Origin of the sequence: Actinoallomurus purpureus, from assembly GCF_024055795.1 — a bacterium.
Lineage (GTDB): Bacteria > Actinomycetota > Actinomycetes > Streptosporangiales > Streptosporangiaceae > Actinoallomurus > Actinoallomurus purpureus.
Window position 1 is genome coordinate 505,430 of the sequence record NZ_JAMXMY010000001.1, and the last position, 13,788, is coordinate 519,217.

Consider the following 13,788-nt stretch of genomic DNA (forward strand, 5'->3'; position numbering starts at 1 on the left):
CTCAGCCGGTCTCGTACGCCCGGGCCTGCAGGGTGAACAGCTGAGCGTAGCCGCCTTCCCGGGCGAGCAGCGTCTCGTGGTCGCCCACCTCCGTGATGCGGCCGCCCTCCAGCACGATGATCAGGTCGGCCGTCCGTACGGTGGAGAAGCGGTGCGAGACGAGCAGGGTCACGCCGCCGGCCCGGTGCCCGGACCGCGACAGTGCGGCGAACCGGGTGAACAGTTCGGCCTCGGCGGCGGGGTCCAGTGCCGCGGTCGGCTCGTCCAGGACGGTCAGCAACGGATCGGAGCGCATGAGCCCGCGGGCGAGCGCGATCCGCTGCCACTGGCCGCCGGACAGCTGCTCGCCGCCGGTGAACCAGCGGCCGAGGGGAGTGGCGAGCCCGTCGGGCAGCCCGGCCACCAGATCGTCGGCGCCGGCGGCCGCGAGCGCGGAGCCCACCGCCTCCTCGTCCTCGATCCGGGGCAGGTCGCCGATGCCGACGGCCTCGCGGGCCAGGAGGCTGGGGCGGACGAAGTCCTGGAACACCGCCGTGGTGCGGGCGCGCCAGCGGGCGGGGGAGGCGGCGGCCAGGTCGGCGCCGTCGACCAGGATCCGCCCGGTGGACGGCCGGTACATCCCGGTGAGCAGCTTGGCCAGCGTCGTCTTGCCCGCGCCGTTCTCACCGACGATCGCGACCGTTGCCCCGGCGGGCAGGTCCACGGTGAGGTCGTGCAGGACGTCCTCGCCCTCCCCCGGATAGCGGAACCCCACGCCCTCCAGGCGGATGCCCGCGCGGAGGCGGTCGGGGACCCGGGCGGGGGCGGGCGCGCGGTTCTCCCGCGCGACGTAGTCCTCGAGCCAGAGCAGCCGCCGGGCGGTCCGCAGGGCCGTCGCCAGGGAGCCCGCGGTGTCGGAGGCTCCGGCGACCTGGCTCTGGGCGCGGCGCATCAGGCTCACCGCCATGACGACCTGGCCGGGGGAGGTGTGCCCGTGGGCGGCGCGCAGGACCAGCACGATGATGACGCCGACGAAGGCGGCGGCGTACCCGGTCCAGCCCAGCGCCTCCCACGCCGCACCGCGGATCGCTCCGCGCACGCCGCGCCGGAGCGCGTCCTCGGTGAGGGAGGCGTGTCGGGCGGCCAGGGCGTCGGTGACGCCGTACGTGCGCAGCTCTTTGGCGGTGCCGGCCGTGGTCGCGAGGGTGAACAGGTCGCCGATCAGCCGCCGGACCGGGGTGAGTTCGTCGCCGGTCCGCGCCTGGACGCGCGCGGCCCGACGGTCGGCGAGCGCGGGGATCAGCCCGAACAGCGGCATCAGCATGACCGGCGGGTACACGGTCGCCAGCAGGACCATGATCGCACTGCCCCTGATCACGACCTGCCAGGCCCGGAGGAGCTGCCGGGGCGCGGAGGCCAGCGCGCGCCGGTCGTCGCGGAGCTGGTCGATCTCCGACAGCAGGTCCTGGCGCTCGAAGTGCTCCAGCCGCGGCGCGGTGCTCAGCAAGAGCGCGATGCGCTCGGAGACGAAGAGGTTGAGGCGGTCGGTGAGCGTCCAGTTGCCGGTGACGGACAGCGTGCCGAGCGTCGCCGCCAGGCTGAACAGCAGCGTCACGATGACCACGCCGACGGTGATCTCGTCGGAGCGGTGGGCGAGCGTCCCGTCGACCATGTAGTGGAAGCCGAGGGGGAAGGTGGCCGAGGCGGCGGCCGCGAGGGTGGCCGCCGCGAACGACCACAGCAGCGTCGCGGGAGCCGCCCGCCACGCGGTGACGATCATCGCCGTGATCGGGCGGATGCCTTTCATCGGCGTGTCTCCCGGGTCGGTGCGAAGCGGGCGGCCTGGACCGAGAACATCTCGGCGTAGGTGCCGCCGGCGCGGAGCAGCTCGTCATGGCCGCCGAGTTCGGTGACGCGGCCACCGTCGAGGACGGCGATCCGGTCGGCCCTGCGGACGGTCGAGAAGCGGTGCGAGATGATCAGGCCGGTGACGCCCTCGGTGATGGTCAGGAAGCGGTCGTAGAAGCGCGCCTCGGCCCGGACGTCGAGCTGGGCGGTCGGCTCGTCGAGGACGAGGACGCCCGCACCGCGCTCGACGGCGTACAGGGCGCGGGCGAGCGCGATCCGCTGCCACTGTCCGCCGGACAGGTCCCGTCCGCCGTCGTACTGCGCGGACAGGACGGTGTCCCAGCCGTCCGGAAGCTCCTGGACCAGGGACGCGGCGCCGGCGCGGCGCGCCACCGCCTCCAGGACGTCCGGGTCGTCCCGGTCGCCGTGCAGGCCCATCGTGACGTTCTCGCGGGCGGTGAGCGGCAGACGGGTGAAGTCCTGGAACACCGCCGCGACGTGCCGTTGCCACTCCCGTACGGGGAACTCCTCGAGGGGGACGCCGTCGAGGAGGATGCGGCCTTCGGTGGGCGTGCGCAGCCCGGCCAGCAGGGTGATGAGCGTGCTCTTCCCGGCTCCGTTGACCCCGACGATCGCGGTGGACCGGCCGGCCTCCAGAACGAGGTCCAGGCCGTGGAGCACGTCGTGGTCGGTGCCGGGATAGCGGAACGAGACACCCTCGAAACGGATCTCGTGGTGCGGTCGTCCGGTCACGGATCGTCCGCCGCCGGAGGGGAGGGGCGGGGGCCGCAGGTCGGAGGTCAGCACGTCCAGATCGGGGACCGACGACAGCATGGTCTCCAAGGCGATGTCGGCCGCCGTCAGCCCGCCGACCTGCAGGGTGGCGGGCAGCATCGTCAGCATCGTGACGAGAGTGCCGAGGGGCAGCGCGTGCCGGGCCGCGGCCGTCCCCAGCGTCGCCACGGCGGTTCCGTACCCGGCCAGGACCAGCACGCCGGACAGGGCGACCCGCCGGTTGAGCAGCCGCACCTCCTCCACGGCGGGCCGCATCGCCTCGGTGTCGCGATCGCGGTAGTTGCCGACGAGCCAGCGGCCGAGGCCGAAGACCCGCACCTCCTTGGCGGCGGAGGGGCGGAAGGCCAGGTGGAGGTAGTACCAGCTGCGCCGCAGCGGTTCGGTGGCCTTCCGGAAGGTGGCGATCCGCGCTCGGACCAGCGCCCGCAGCGGCCGCCGGACCAGCAGCCACATCGCGAACAGGCCCAGCCCCAGCCACCATCGGAACCCGGCCAGGACGAGGCAGGCGAGCGCCCCCGACAGCCGGTCGCCGAGCTGCCCGATCAGGGTCATCGCCGCTCCAGCGGGTTCGTAGGCGGACAGTTCGCCGCGGGCGGACGCCAGCCGGTCGAGCACCGCCGGGTCCTCCAGGTGCGCGATCCCGGCGGGCGCGCAGACTGCCTCGATGAGCCGCCGTTGCTGCACCGCGGCCATCTTCGCCTGGACCATCGCGGTCAGGACGTCCTCGGCGGGGCCCCGCAGCAGCGACAGGGCGTACAGCAGGCCCGCCACGGTCAGCCGGGTCAGGAGCACGTCCCCGTCCTGGGAGCCGAGCCCGGAGCGGACCGCGGCCGGGATCGCGCCGACCGTACGGCCCATGGTGATCAGGACGAGGTTCGGGATCAGGCCTTCGGCGAGCATGAAGACGAGTGCGCCGGCCAGCAGGCCGGGGGAGCCGGCGGCCAGCGCCTTGAGCACGCGGTAGCGGGGCGAGGCACGGAGCACGGCCGGCGGCCTCACGGGGCGACCACCGGGTCGTCCCACGAGACCAGGGACTCCATCAGCGTGCCGGCCAGCCGCAGCAGCTCACGCTCGGTCGGGGTCAGCCGTTCCATGGCCTGGGCCAGCCAGTCGAACCTCGGCCGCAGATGCTCGGCCAGGCGCCGCCGCCCCGCGTCGGTGAGTCCGATCCGCATCCGTCTGCGGTCGATCTCGTCGGGGACGCGGTCGATCAGGCCCTCCGCCTCCAGCCGGGACAGCGTCCGCGTCATCGTCTGCGGCTCGACCTTCTGCAGCTCGGCCAGTGCTCCGGGCGTCAGGGGCCCCGCCCGGTCGAGGTGGGAGAGCACACTGACCATCGACAGGGTGAGCCCGTCGCGCGGTCGTTCGGCCCGCATCCGCTGCACCAGGCCGGTCGCCGCACGGCCCACCACATCCGCCGTATCGTCCATGACTGGCAAATATAGTTCGCACCTGCGTACGGAACAACCTAATTTATAGGTAATAACCGCCGGATAAGTTCGCCTTGGCGAACTGAATCCGGAATGCGGGCAGACCCGTCAGTCGATGATCCGGATGTCGTGGGCGGCGCCGCCGGCGGCGAAGGCCAGCAGCCGGGCGCCCTCCTCGGCCAGTGCCGTACGGTCCCGGGCGGCCAGCGGTGCGTACGGTTCCACGGTGAGGACGGCGCGGTCGCGCCCGCGGGAGATCCGCCAGGTGCCGTGGACGAAACCGTCGATGAGGAAGGTCGGTCGCGGGGAGTCGTTCGGCGTGGCGAGCCGGCCGCGGTGCTCGTCGGGAAGGACGCGGGTGCGGTCGGCGTGCGAGCGCAGCAGGTTGTCGTACTCGGGCAGGAACCGCGGCGGAGCCGGGACGTCCGGATCGGGCCGCGGCGCGTCGGGCAGGTCGAACAGCTCGATGCCCTTCTCGTCGCGGAAGGACAGCAGGCGGGGACGGAGCCGCTCGATGACCTCGCGCTGCCGGGTGAGGCCCGACCAGACCTGCAGGTCCTTGACGCTCGCCGGGCCGTACGCGGCGAGATGGCGCAGCACCATGTCCTCCGGCGAGGGTTCCGGGGACCGCGGCTGGCCCAGCCAGGCTTCGGCCGACGTGTGCACCGCCCGCCCGCCCCGGCCCCAGATGCCCCGTGGCGGCAGCTGCACGAGGGGAACCCGGGTCCGCACGACCGCGGTGAGCGCACCCCGGTCACGGTCCGGCCAGCGCTCGCCGAGTGACTCGCCCAGCTCGGCGAACGTCCGGGGCTGCTCCTCCATCAGGGCCCGGCCGACGGTCTCGACCTCCCCCACGTCCAGGCCGGTCAGGTGCCGGCCGTACCCGGACTTGAGGGCGCGGTCGAGCATGGGCTGGAGCAGCGGGCGCAGTTCGAGGCAGTCGGCGGCGCTGACGAGATGGATCGTGCCGCGCATCAGCGCGATGCGGACGAGGTCTCGGCCGTTGATCCGGTCGGCGAGGTCGTCGGCCTGGAAGCCCTCCAGCCGGGTCCACAGCCCGACGTACGGCGCGAGCGGCGCCTGCGCCTGCATGCCCACCAGACGGTCCACCGCCCGCACGGCCGGAAGCGCCTCGCGGGCGAGCAGCGTCTGGCGGGCCAACAGTGCCCGGTTCAAGGCGCGGCGACCGATGACCTCCCCCGAGATCGACGACCGCGGGGAGGAGCCCGCCGCTGCGGTGGGGGACGGCGCCGGTTCGGACGAGCGAAGCATCTCCATGGCCAGCACACTACGGGCGAAAGCGGTCAGTTTCCTTCCGCAATCGCAAGAGAGGACGCGTAGACGGCGATCACCCGCGTCCGGGCGGTCGGCTGTTCCTCAGTGATGGACCGTGCCCAGATCAAGATTCAGATCGACGTCGAATCCGATGTTCGTGCGCACGCGGCCGTGGTGGACGCCGGTGGGCACGTAGGCCCGGATGGAAGGGTCCAGCTCGTAGGTGTAGACCACGGGTCGGCGTCCGTCACGCTCGATCCGCCAGAGATATCGGATGCCGGCCTCCGAGTACTTGATCGGCTTGGTGAACCGGTCTCGGTCCTCGGATTCCGGGGAGACCACCTCGACGACAAGGCGTACCTCTTCGGGAAGGTAGTAGGTGCGGTCGAGATCGTCGGGACGCTGATCCGCGACGAGCATCACGTCGGGCTCTGGACGCTGCCGCAGGCCGAGCTTGACGGTCATCTCCCGGACGACGGTGAGACCCTCGGGTGGACGGATGCCGAACTGCGCGTCGGTGAGCAGGTTGACCACCAGCATGTGGAACTTGGTCTGCGGCGACATCAAGACGAGGGCTCCGTCGATCAGCTCGACATGCTTGGGTGCGTCGGGCGGAAGGGCGTCCAGATGGTCCGACGTCCAGCCGCCCTCCGGCCCGGGGTAGAGCCATTCGGGCAGTGAGGTCATAACAGACATGATTCCCCAATGCTCGGCTTCAGCGGCCTGGCCAGAAGCCTAACACTAAATGCGACTGCGCCATCACAGAAAGTCATCGACCTCCGGTGCGCGATTAGCCGCGCAGGGTGGTGCGGAGGGCGGTGGTGTCGTCGTCGGTCCAGCCGTGGCGTTCGAGCCAGCCGAGCGGGTCGCCGAAGCGCTCGTCGATGACGGCGAGGAACTTCTCCATCGTGTGGGAGTGCGGCCTGTGGGTGTCGGCGGGCCGTGAGTCGAGGTCCTGGGCGTAGACGGGGCTGGCCCGCAGGCGGGCGAGGATGGCCTCCAGGCGCTCCCCGGTCGCCGCGTAGTCGGCGACGATCTCCTCGCGCGGCACGCCCGCGACGTGGAGGGCGAAGGCGATGACGACGCCGGTGCGGTCCTTCCCTGCGGCGCAGTGCACGATCGAGGTGCCGCCGGGGACGACGCGCAGCGCGTTCACGACGGAGTCGGGGCGGTCGGCGAGGTAGCCGAGGTAGTGCCCGACGGAGCGGTCGCTTTCGGGGCCGGCCTCCTGGCGGCTCTGCCAGGGCAGGATCTTGTCGGTGTCGAGGGTGTCGGCCTCGACGTCCGTGAACCGGCCGCCCTCGGTGAACAGGGACAGGTGGTGGATCGTGACCGTGGGCTCGCGGGTGAGCGGGCCGGGGCCCATGAGGTTCACCTCGGCCTCGCTGCGCAGGTCGATGACGTTGCGCAGTCCGTGGTCCGCGATCAGGCGGTGGACGTCGGTCCCGGTGAGGTCCTGCAGGTTGTCCGAGCGCAGCAGCACGCCGGGGCGGATCAGGCCGCCGTCGGCCGTGGGCAGGCCGCCCAGGTCCCGGACGTTGACCGCGCCCTCCAGTTCGATCCATCTAGTCATGACTCGGACCCTATCCGGCCGGAATGTCCGTCCCACGTCATGAGGGGGCGCGATGATCGGCGGGACGGTGACGGTGCGGGGTGCGGGACGCCTCAGCCTTCGATGGCGTACTGCATGGCGCGCAGCTTGGTCTGGGTCTCGGCGAGTTCGGCGGCCGGGTCGGACCCGGCGACGATGCCACCGCCGGCGTACAGGCGGGCGCGCGGGCCCTCGACCCGCGCGCAGCGCAGCGCGATGCCCCACTCGCCGTCGCCGCGGGCGTCGATCCAGCCGACCGGCCCCGCGTAGCGTCCGCGGTCCATCGCCTCCAGCTCACGGACCAGGTCCAGGGCGGCGTCGGTGGGCGTGCCGCCGACGGCCGGCGTCGGGTGCAGCGCGCCGACGACGTCCAGCACCGAGCGCTCTTCGTCGAGGCGCCCGCGCACCGGCGTGGCAAGGTGGATGAGGTTCGACAGCCGCAGAATCCGCGGCTCCGCGGGCACCGTCAGGTCGCGGCAGAGGGGGGCGAGGGCGGCGCGGACCATGTCGGCGGCGTAGGAGTGCTCCTCGCGGTCCTTGGCCGAGGTGAACAGGGTCGCGGCGCTGGAGTCCTCGTCCGGGCCGCGGGCGATCGTCCCGGCCAGCACCAGCGACTCGACCTGGCCGCCCATGCGCCGGACGAGCAGCTCGGGCGTCGCGCCCACCAGCCCGGCGCAGGCGAAGGTGTAGCACGAGGGGAAACGGTCGGCCAGGCGCCGGAGCAGGATCCGGCTGTCGATGGGCTCCTCGGCCACCGCCAGCAGGTCGCGGGCGAGGACGACCTTCGACAGGTGCCCGGCGCGGATGCGTTCGACGGCGGCGGCCACGGCCCGCATGTGTCTCGGCGCGGTGACGTGGCCGTCGGCCCAGCGGACGCCTGAGGGGGGCGCCGGAGGGCGGAGGAGGGTCAGCGGGTCGGCGTGCTCGCCGATGGTGGTGTACCAGGCGCGGCCGTCGCGGCGGCCCAGGACGGTGCGCGGCACGATGAGCACCGACTCCCCGGAGCGGTGATCGAAAGAGAAGCTGCCGAAGGCGACCGGCCCGGAGCCGGGCACCTGCAGGGGATCGTCGACCGTGGCGGCGTCGAAGAGCGCCGCGAGCCACTCGCGCGCCCAGGTGAAGCGGTCCTCGCCTGGCGGGACGGCGACACGTGCGGCCTCGCCCCAGCCGACGAGCCCGTCGCCGTGGCGCACCCAGGCCAGCGCCTCGGAGTGGGGGAGCCGTGCCAGCAGGTCCTCGGGCGCGCGCACGGGGACGGTGCGTACGGCGAGCCGCTCCGGGACTCCAACAGCGAGGTTCACGAGAACCCACTGTACGGGAAAGTTGAACCCGTTCAAACAGTGGGGTCCGCTGCGATGGCGGGGGTCCGAGAGCAGTCGCCACCTCGACGAATGTCCGGATTGGAGGGTAGCCGCCGGATCGGAGGCTAAACATCGCGGTATGTCGGTTGTTCGGGGAACATTCTAGATATATCGTTAACGTATCTAGATGATCGCGAGGAGAATGTATGCGACACCAACCGCCTCACGGGGCCGATGCGTACGGTCCGGCCGCTCACCCCGTGATGAACGCCGCCGGCGGAATGCCGCCGCATCCCGGGGGAGGCCTGCCGTTCCCGCCCGGCCCCCCGGGCCTGTCGCCGATGCCGCCCCTGCCGCCGCGTCCCCCCGGCCCGCCGGGGCCGGCCGGGTTCGGGTTCGGCGGTCCGATGCCGCACGGCCCGGCGCCGAAGGTCAAGAAGGGGGATGTCCGCGCGGCCGCGCTGGCCCTGCTCGCCGAGGGGCCGCGCAACGGCTACCAGATCATCCAGGAGATCGCCGAGCGCAGTAACGGGATCTGGCGGCCCAGCCCGGGCTCGGTCTACCCGGCCCTCCAGCAGTTGGAGGACGAGGGGCTGGTCCGGTCGGAGGAGGACGGCGGTCGGCGCACCTACCACCTCACCGAGGCGGGGTTCGCCCATCTCAAGGAGCGCCGGGACGGCGCGGAGCCCTGGGAGGAGGTCGCTGACTCGGTCAGCGAGGAGATGGTCGGCCTGCACCACCTGCTCGACCAGGTAGGCATGGCCATGCGGCAGGTGATGATCGCCGGCACCCCCGACCAGCGCGGCGACGCCCGCGAGATCCTCGCCGGCACCCGCCGTGCCCTCTACCGGCTGCTCGCCGAAGATCCCCGGGAGGACGCGTGACCTCGGCCGACGGAAGGGGCCCCGCCGTCGCGGTGGAGGGCCTGGCGAAGAAGTACGGCGACCTCGAGGCCGTCAAGGGCATCGACTTCGAGGTCGCGCCGGGGGAGGTCTTCGGCTTCCTCGGTCCCAACGGCGCGGGCAAGACGACGACGATCAGCATGCTGTGCACGCTGGTCCGGCCCAGCGGGGGCACCGCGCGGGTGGCCGGCCACGACGTCGTCGCCGAGCGCGACGAGGTCCGCCGCAACATCGGCCTCGTGTTCCAGGACCCCACGCTCGACGCCTACCTGACCGCGGAGCAGAACCTGCGCTTCCACGGCGAGCTGTACGGCGTGCCGAAGGACGTCATGGACGACCGCATCACCCAGGTCCTCACGATGGTCGACCTGCTCGACCGCAGGGACGGCAAGGTCGAGACGTTCTCCGGCGGCATGAAACGGCGGCTTGAGATCGCCCGCGGCCTCCTCCATTCACCCCGCGTCCTCTTCCTCGACGAGCCGACGGTCGGCCTGGACCCCCAGACCCGGGCGGCGATCTGGGGCTACATCGACCAGCTCCGGAAGACCGAGGACATCACGATCTTCCTCACCACGCACTACATGGAGGAGGCCGAGTTCTGCGACCGCATCGCGATCATCGATCACGGTGAGATCGTCGTCCTCGACACCCCGGAGAACCTCAAAGCCAGCGTCGGCAAGGACCGCGTGCAGATCGCCACGGCCGACGACGAGGCGGCGATCGTCGCCCTCAAGGAGCGGTTCGCCATCGACGCCGGTATCCACGAGCGCGCCGTCACCTTCGCGGTGCCCTCCGGCGAGGAGTTCGTGCCGCGCCTGTTCGCCGAGCTGGGGGTGCCGATCCGATCGGTGCACGTCGCCCGGCCCTCACTCGACGACGTGTTCCTCAGCTACACCGGCAGTACGATCCGCGACGCCGAGGCCGGGGCGAACGACTGGATGCGGATGATGGGGAGGAGATGACAGATGGCCACTGACGTCCATCCGGTCGCCGAGGTCGCCCGGGTACGGGTCGCGCGGCGCAGCCTGCGTCACGACCTGCGCGCGGTGAAGATCGTGCTGCACCGGGAGCTGCTCCGCTTCCTCTACGACCGCACCCGCATGATCTCCCAGCTGGTCCAGCCGGTGCTGTGGCTGCTGATCATGGGGACGGGCCTGTCGTCGCTCGTGGCGAGCGGCGGGGGCGTGAACCTCAAGACGTTCATCTTCCCCGGTGTCATCGCCATGTCGGTGATGTTCACGGCGATGTTCTCGGCCGCCTCGATCGTGTGGGACCGGGAGTTCGGCTTCCTGCGCGAGATGCTCGTCGCCCCCGTCAGCCGCGCCGCCATCGTCGTCGGCAAGGTCCTCGGCGGGGCGATCGTCGCCACCTTCCAGGGAATCGTCATCCTCGCCCTCGCCGGCCTGGTCGGCGTCCCGTACGACCCGGTGATGCTGGTCCTGCTCGTCCTCGTCATGTTCATCGGGGCGTTCACGATCACAGCGTTCGGCGTCGTGCTCGCCGCGAGGATCAAGAAGATGCAGTCCTTCTTCGGCATCATGCAGATGGCGATGATGCCGATGCTGTTCCTGTCCGGCGCGTTGTTCCCCCTGTCCGGGCTGCCGGGCTGGCTCAATCTGCTCACCCGGATCAACCCGCTGACCTACGCCGTCGACCCGCTGCGGCACGTGGTGTTCGCCCACATCAAGGCGAGCCCGGCGCTGCTGCGCCGGTTCAACCCCGGAGTCACGTGGTTCGGCTGGCACGTGCCGCCCGCGCTGGAGGTCGTCCTCGTCCTGGTGCTGGGCGTGGTGCTCCTGGGAGCGGCGGTCGCGCAGTTCCGCCGCACCGACTGACCGACCCGGAAACCGCCGCCGGCCGTAGGATGCGCACGGCCGGCGGCGCGCCGTCCCCGGTCGTACGGATGACACTCCCGGAAAGGGCCCCCGTGCCAGGAACGCCAGAGACAGGATCCCGGCCCGCCGTCGTGGAGATCGGCTACGCCTGGCGAGGTCTGCGCGATTCGGCCGCCTTCGCGTTGATCGCGATCTTCGTGACCACCTTCCTGGCGTTCAGGGCGAAGGACGAGGGGCGGATCGAACCGGTCGCCGTGGTGCTGTGCGTCGTCTGTGGGGTGGGGACCGTATGGCTGGGCGGGTTCGTCGCGCGGGCGGTGTGGCGCACCGTGCGGCGGCTCCCTCTCCTCACCCTGGGCTCCGAACGGGTCGTGCTGCACTCGGCGCGGGTGGCGCTGCCGTGGTCCGACATCGCCGAGGTCCGGATCGTGAGCCGGTCGCCGGATGATCGGACCGCGAAGATCATCGTCTTCGTCCCCGTCGACGCCGACCGGGTCCTCGCGGGCCTGCGCGGCATGCCACGCCGATTCGCCCGCAGCGGCATCAAGCGCGTGGGCGGCCCGATCTTCGTGCGGCCCCATGACCTGGCGATGCCGTTCGCGGAGGTGCTGGCCGCCGTCCGGCGAGTGACCGCCGTTCCCGTCCGCCCCGCGATCGATCCGCGGTCGGTCGGCGGCATGCGGCGCTGACGACCTCTAGTAAGACTGGGGTTCCAGCAGGTTACCGTCCGGGTCGCGGAGCCCTGGCCGACCTGACGGCCGAGGCGTCGGCCGTGCAGGAGGACGTTCTGGCACCCCTCGACGACGACGAACGCGCCGTGCTCCATGACCTGCTACGCCGGGTGTTCGCCCATCTGCAGGAGGGGGCGATCAGGGCACGATGACCGTGGCGCCCGCGGACGGGGCGGTCCCCATCGCCGCCAGGGCGGCAGGGGCGTCGGCCAGGCCGATCATCCGGGTGATGAGCAGGTCCGGCCGCAGCACGCCGGCCGCGACCATGGCCATCATCGGGCCGTAGGCGTGCGCGGCCATGCCGTGGCTGCCCAGGACCTCCAGCTCCAGCGCGATCACCCGGTGCATCGGCACCACGGCCGGCCCGGCCGCCGGCGGCAGCAGGCCCACTTGGACGTGACGCCCCCGGCGGCGCAGGCTCTCGACGGACGCCGCGCAGGTCGCCGGGCTGCCGAGCGCGTCCAGGGACACGTGCGCGCCGCCCCCGGTGATCTCCCGCACGGCCTCGGCCACACCCTCCGGGCCTTCGACGCACGCGGCGGCGCCGAAGCGGCGGGCCAGTTCCAGCGCGCCGGGGGAGACGTCGACCGCGACGACCCGTGCCCCGCACGCGGCGGCGATCATCACCGCGGACAGGCCGACGCCGCCGCACCCGTGTACGGCGACCCATTCGCCCGGTGCGACGCGCCCCCGCGCGGTGACGGCGCGGAACGCCGTGGCGAACCGGCAGCCCAGCGCGGCCGCCGTCGCGAACGGCAGGTCATCCGGCAGGGCCACGAGGTTGACGTCGGCGTCGTCGATCGCGACGTACTCCGCGAAGGAGCCCCAGTGAGTGAAACCGGGCTGGGTCTGCCGCTCGCACACCTGCTGGTCGCCGGCCGCGCACGCCGGGCATCGGCCGCACGCGCACACGAACGGCACCGTCACCCGGTCGCCGGACCGCCACCCGCGCACGTCCGGACCCGTGGCCGCGACGACCCCGGCGAGCTCGTGCCCCGGTACGTGCGGGAACGTCGTGATGTCGGGGTCGTGGCCCATCCAGCCGTGCCAGTCGCTGCGGCACAGCCCGGTCGCCTCGACCCGGATGACCACCCCGGCGCGCGGCGGCTCAGGGTCGGGCACCTCCCGCACCTCCGGCGTCCACCCGAACCCGTCGTACACCACCGCCCGCACCGGCCCGCCCCTTTCTCGATCCCCGGCACACCGTATCCACCGGCGAGCGAGGCCGTCCGTCCAGGCCTCGGCGACCGGGTCACGCCCGGGGACCGCACCACTGCGGTCCCGGCGCTCTCCGATCTGCGACCGGCACCGTCCCGTTGATCCTGACAGGGCCGTCCGTTTCGCGCGCTCCCGGCGCGAGACGGACGGCGAAGCTCCGGCCGGTCCTGCCGCTCATGAGAGGGCGACGACCTGACCGCTCGTGGCGCTGGCGCGGGCGGCGTCCAGGACGGTGGCGGTCGCGACCGCGTCCCAGGGGTCGACGGGGAGCGGGCCGGTCCCGCGCACCGCCGCGGCGAACGCCGGGTAGAACAGGTCCCACCTGCCGCGTTCGGACGGGACGGGCTCGGCCTCATCGCCGCGCCGCACGCTTCCCCAGCGCTCCTCCGGCTCCACGCCCCAGCGCTCGCCCTCGGAGGCCGGTGACGCGCCGGCTGCGGCCAGTTCGGAGAGCGAGGCGTACGCCGGCCGGTCCAGGTCGGCGGCGACCTGTTCCCGGCGTTCGGGGGAGGTCGTGACGACCCCGAGGAACTCGTACTCCGTGGCCGAGGCGAGCAGCGGGGCGTGGAAGTATCTGCCGCCGAAGCCGTAGCCGGCGAGGCCGATGCGTACCGGTGTGGTCATCGAGTCGGTTCCTTTCCTGGTCAGGCGGGTCACTGGAAGCGGCCGGGGCGGAACGCCTCCAGCAGCGGGCTGCGCTCCCCGGTGACGATCTCGTCGGCGAGGAGTTCACCGGCGATGAGTCCCAGGGTCGCACCACTGTGGGTGAAGGCCACGTGCCGACCCGTCACCTGGTCCAGCGCGTCGCTTTTTCGGGCGTTGACCAGTGCACAAGCGACCGGCCCCTCGCCCGGACGGGGAGAGGGCCGGTCAAGGCGTGCGT

Annotated in this window: 14 protein-coding genes; 4 read left to right on the forward strand and 10 right to left on the reverse strand. The window is 72.4% G+C overall.

What is annotated here, in order from left to right:
* Window position 1 precedes the first annotated feature (1 nt).
* The 7 genes from NE236_RS43210 to NE236_RS02305 all read right to left on the reverse strand — a co-directional run bounded on the left by NE236_RS43210 (window position 2) and on the right by NE236_RS02305 (window position 8,219).
* Window positions 2-1,786, reverse strand: coding sequence for an ABC transporter ATP-binding protein (locus NE236_RS43210; protein WP_289849648.1), 1,785 nt, complete (start codon window positions 1,784-1,786; stop codon window positions 2-4).
* On the reverse strand, window positions 1,783-3,621 hold the full coding sequence (locus tag NE236_RS44260; protein WP_252840074.1) for an ABC transporter ATP-binding protein: 1,839 nt from the start codon (window positions 3,619-3,621) through the stop codon (window positions 1,783-1,785). The genes NE236_RS43210 and NE236_RS44260 overlap by 4 nt, the downstream gene beginning before the upstream one ends.
* Complete coding sequence (locus tag NE236_RS02285) at window positions 3,618-4,052, reverse strand: MarR family winged helix-turn-helix transcriptional regulator (RefSeq protein ID WP_252840075.1); 435 nt, start codon at window positions 4,050-4,052, stop codon at window positions 3,618-3,620. Before NE236_RS02285 ends, NE236_RS44260 begins: the two co-directional genes overlap by 4 nt.
* Before the next feature lie 108 nt (window positions 4,053-4,160).
* Window positions 4,161-5,330 (reverse strand): winged helix DNA-binding domain-containing protein, encoded by a 1,170-nt coding sequence (locus tag NE236_RS02290; RefSeq protein WP_252840076.1) that lies wholly within the window; start codon window positions 5,328-5,330, stop codon window positions 4,161-4,163.
* Window positions 5,331-5,429: 99 nt separating this feature from the next.
* Complete coding sequence (locus NE236_RS02295) at window positions 5,430-6,014, reverse strand: Uma2 family endonuclease (protein ID WP_252840077.1); 585 nt, start codon at window positions 6,012-6,014, stop codon at window positions 5,430-5,432.
* Window positions 6,015-6,117: 103 nt separating this feature from the next.
* Window positions 6,118-6,900, reverse strand: coding sequence for a tyrosine-protein phosphatase (locus NE236_RS02300; protein WP_252840078.1), 783 nt, complete (start codon window positions 6,898-6,900; stop codon window positions 6,118-6,120).
* Window positions 6,901-6,992: 92 nt separating this feature from the next.
* A complete protein-coding gene (locus NE236_RS02305) occupies window positions 6,993-8,219 on the reverse strand; it encodes an isochorismate synthase (protein WP_252840079.1) in 1,227 nt (408 codons plus the stop codon).
* Between the two features lie 206 nt (window positions 8,220-8,425).
* Here NE236_RS02305 and NE236_RS02310 point away from each other — a divergent pair, with 206 nt between their 5' ends.
* From NE236_RS02310 to NE236_RS02325, 4 genes are all read left to right on the forward strand, one after another.
* Window positions 8,426-9,103 carry a PadR family transcriptional regulator gene (locus NE236_RS02310; protein WP_252840080.1) on the forward strand — a complete coding sequence of 226 codons (678 nt, stop codon included), beginning with the start codon at window positions 8,426-8,428 and terminating at the stop codon, window positions 9,101-9,103.
* Window positions 9,100-10,083 (forward strand): ATP-binding cassette domain-containing protein, encoded by a 984-nt coding sequence (locus NE236_RS02315; RefSeq protein ID WP_252840081.1) that lies wholly within the window; start codon window positions 9,100-9,102, stop codon window positions 10,081-10,083. The genes NE236_RS02310 and NE236_RS02315 overlap by 4 nt, the downstream gene beginning before the upstream one ends.
* 3 nt (window positions 10,084-10,086) lie before the next feature.
* On the forward strand, window positions 10,087-10,956 hold the full coding sequence (locus tag NE236_RS02320; protein WP_252840082.1) for an ABC transporter permease: 870 nt from the start codon (window positions 10,087-10,089) through the stop codon (window positions 10,954-10,956).
* Between the two features lie 92 nt (window positions 10,957-11,048).
* Window positions 11,049-11,645: an STM3941 family protein gene (locus NE236_RS02325; RefSeq protein WP_252840083.1), complete on the forward strand. Its 597-nt coding sequence runs from the start codon at window positions 11,049-11,051 to the stop codon at window positions 11,643-11,645.
* Window positions 11,646-11,825: 180 nt separating this feature from the next.
* Here NE236_RS02325 and NE236_RS02330 read toward each other — a convergent pair whose 3' ends face one another.
* The 3 genes from NE236_RS02330 to NE236_RS02340 form a co-directional block, all read right to left on the reverse strand.
* Window positions 11,826-12,860 carry a zinc-dependent alcohol dehydrogenase family protein gene (locus NE236_RS02330; RefSeq protein ID WP_252840084.1) on the reverse strand — a complete coding sequence of 345 codons (1,035 nt, stop codon included), beginning with the start codon at window positions 12,858-12,860 and terminating at the stop codon, window positions 11,826-11,828.
* 219 nt (window positions 12,861-13,079) lie between these two features.
* Window positions 13,080-13,529, reverse strand: a complete 450-nt coding sequence (locus NE236_RS02335; protein ID WP_252840085.1) for a Gfo/Idh/MocA family oxidoreductase — start codon at window positions 13,527-13,529, stop codon at window positions 13,080-13,082.
* A 29-nt stretch (window positions 13,530-13,558) separates the two neighbouring features.
* Window positions 13,559-13,696 carry a hypothetical protein gene (locus NE236_RS02340; RefSeq protein ID WP_252840086.1) on the reverse strand — a complete coding sequence of 46 codons (138 nt, stop codon included), beginning with the start codon at window positions 13,694-13,696 and terminating at the stop codon, window positions 13,559-13,561.
* Window positions 13,697-13,788: the final 92 nt, after the last annotated feature.

Coding starts and splice junctions, on each gene's coding strand:
- NE236_RS43210 (WP_289849648.1), bottom strand. CDS start 1,786: ATGAAAGGCATCCGCCCGATCACGGCGATGATCGTCACCGCGTGGCGG.
- NE236_RS02285 (WP_252840075.1), bottom strand. CDS start 4,052: ATGGACGATACGGCGGATGTGGTGGGCCGTGCGGCGACCGGCCTGGTG.
- NE236_RS02290 (WP_252840076.1), bottom strand. CDS start 5,330: ATGGAGATGCTTCGCTCGTCCGAACCGGCGCCGTCCCCCACCGCAGCG.
- NE236_RS02295 (WP_252840077.1), bottom strand. CDS start 6,014: ATGACCTCACTGCCCGAATGGCTCTACCCCGGGCCGGAGGGCGGCTGG.
- NE236_RS02300 (WP_252840078.1), bottom strand. CDS start 6,900: ATGACTAGATGGATCGAACTGGAGGGCGCGGTCAACGTCCGGGACCTG.
- NE236_RS02310 (WP_252840080.1), top strand. CDS start 8,426: ATGCGACACCAACCGCCTCACGGGGCCGATGCGTACGGTCCGGCCGCT.
- NE236_RS02320 (WP_252840082.1), top strand. CDS start 10,087: ATGGCCACTGACGTCCATCCGGTCGCCGAGGTCGCCCGGGTACGGGTC.
- NE236_RS02335 (WP_252840085.1), bottom strand. CDS start 13,529: ATGACCACACCGGTACGCATCGGCCTCGCCGGCTACGGCTTCGGCGGC.